The following is a 1,880-nucleotide window of genomic DNA, read 5'->3' as shown; positions in this document are numbered from 1 at the left end:
GTCCCGCGTCTCCTCCAGCCGCCGGGCCGGCCACAGCCGGTCCAGCGCGGCGGCGTCGAGATCCTCGGCCACCAGCGGCGCCGCGTCCTGCAGCAGGCCGCGCACCGGCGTCTCCAGCGCCACCTCGGCCGGGCGGAAGCCCTCGGCCGCCTTCAGCGCCTGCTCGACCGCCGCCAGGTCGCCATCGGCCGACGCCGCCTTGTGGTCGGGCACGAAGACGCCGAAGAAGCTCCACGTCGCCTTGGCGCCGGGCGCCAGCGTCGCGGGGCGGTGGCGATGGCCGGGCAGGCGACCTCATGCTGCAGCCGCTCGTTGGGCAGCGCGCCCGTCACCTCGGCCCGGTCGCGGAAGCCGGGGCCGAAGCTCTGCGCCGCGTCGGTGGCGAAGCCGGCCGCGCCCTCCAGGCAGCCATGCGCCACCCAGGGATTCCGGCCGCCTTGCGCCAGGGCCTGGCGGCTCATCACCACCGGCCCCAGCGTCGGGTGCCGGGCGACGTGGTGGTCGGTGTATTGCGAGCCGTAGGCCTCGTTGTTCATCAGGAAACCGCGGCTGCCCAGGCCGAGATCCTGCAGCAGCACCGCCGAGACCTCGGCCGGGGCCGCGCCGGTGTTCTCGACCTCGACCCGCCACAGCCAGAGATCGGAATCCGGCGCCAGCCACAGCGTGGCGCGGTGGGCCAGTCCCTCGGCCTCGCCGGCCCAGACGAATCGGTCGGTCCCGACACCGGCCTGCAGCCTTGCCGCGGCGCCGACCGCCTCCACCACCCGGCCGCCGCCCAGCCGCAGCAGCAGCCGGCCGATGCCGCCCGCGACCGGCGACCCCAGCACCTGGTTGACCAGCACCGGGTCGCTCTTGTCGTCCGCCCGGTGCGACAGGGCGAACAGCGTGCCGTTCGGCAGCAGGGCGGCGGCGAGGCCGGTGCGATTCTCGATCCGGCGCAGCCCGAGATCGGCGTCGCGCGGCAGGATGAAGTCGGCGGTCATTGTTGTTCCCTCCGTCCGGGCTCCCCTTCTACCCCGGCCCGGAGGATATGCCTATGGGACCCGATACCTGCCTTGGCAACGTCGCAATTCCCGCCTCTACTCCGGCCCAACCGCAACCCATCCGGGGACCGACCATGACCCGTTTCCGCTCCAGCCTGCTCGCCGCCGCCCTGCTCGCCGCCGTGGCGGTGCCCGCCGCGATTGCCGCCACCGCGCCGGCGATGGCCGCCGAGGTGGGCCAGACCGCGCAGACCCTGTCCCTGACCGGCGAGGGCACGGCCAGCGCCGCGCCGGACCAGGCCACCGTGACCAGCGGCGTCACCAGCGAGGGCAAGACCGCGCGCGAGGCGGTGGACGCCAACAGCAAGGCGATGGCCGCGCTGCTCGACGCCTTCAAGAAGGCCGGCATCCAGGCGTCCGACCTGCAGACCAGCGGCTTCTCGGTGCAGCCGCGCTACGCCCAGCCGAAGGAGGGATCGAGCGAGGCGCCGCATATCGACGGCTATGAGGTGCGCAACCAGGTGACGGCCCGCATCCGCGACCTGACCAAGCTGGGCGCCGTGCTGGACACCGCGGTCAGCACCGGCTCGAACCAGATCGACGGCATCAGCTTCGGCGTGACCGACGAGGCGCCGGTGCTGGACAAGGCGCGCGAGGCCGCGGTGGCCGACGCCAAGCGCAAGGCCGAGCTGATCGCCAAGGCCGCCGGAGTGAAGCTGGGCCGCATCCTGGCGATCGCCGAGCCGGGCACCGACGCCGGCCCGCGGCCGATGGTGGCCGCCTATGCCATGGCCAAATCGGCCCCCGTCCCGGTCGAGGCCGGCGAGACCGAGTTCACCGCCCGCGTCAGCGTGACCTGGGAGATCGTGCAGTAGGCACACCCGATCGAGGCCTTCC

General features: G+C 73.8%; 3 protein-coding genes. 1 reads left to right on the top strand and 2 read right to left on the bottom strand.

Annotation, left to right across the window (positions count from 1 at the left end):
• On the bottom strand, positions 1-213 hold a 213-nt coding region (locus P409_RS33190; RefSeq protein WP_034848730.1), incomplete at its 3' end, for a hypothetical protein.
• Complete coding sequence (locus P409_RS33185; RefSeq protein ID WP_034848728.1) at positions 153-983, bottom strand: hypothetical protein; 831 nt, start codon at positions 981-983, stop codon at positions 153-155. The genes P409_RS33190 and P409_RS33185, both read right to left, overlap by 61 nt.
• A gap of 134 nt (positions 984-1,117) precedes the next feature.
• Between P409_RS33185 and P409_RS33180 the strand changes: the two genes are divergently transcribed.
• On the top strand, positions 1,118-1,858 hold the full coding sequence (locus P409_RS33180; protein WP_034848727.1) for an SIMPL domain-containing protein: 741 nt from the start codon (positions 1,118-1,120) through the stop codon (positions 1,856-1,858).
• Positions 1,859-1,880 lie beyond the last annotated feature (22 nt).

Origin of the sequence: Inquilinus limosus MP06 (assembly GCF_000767795.1) — a bacterium.
Lineage (GTDB): Bacteria > Pseudomonadota > Alphaproteobacteria > DSM-16000 > Inquilinaceae > Inquilinus > Inquilinus limosus_E.
This window is presented reverse-complemented; position numbering and strand designations above follow the sequence as displayed.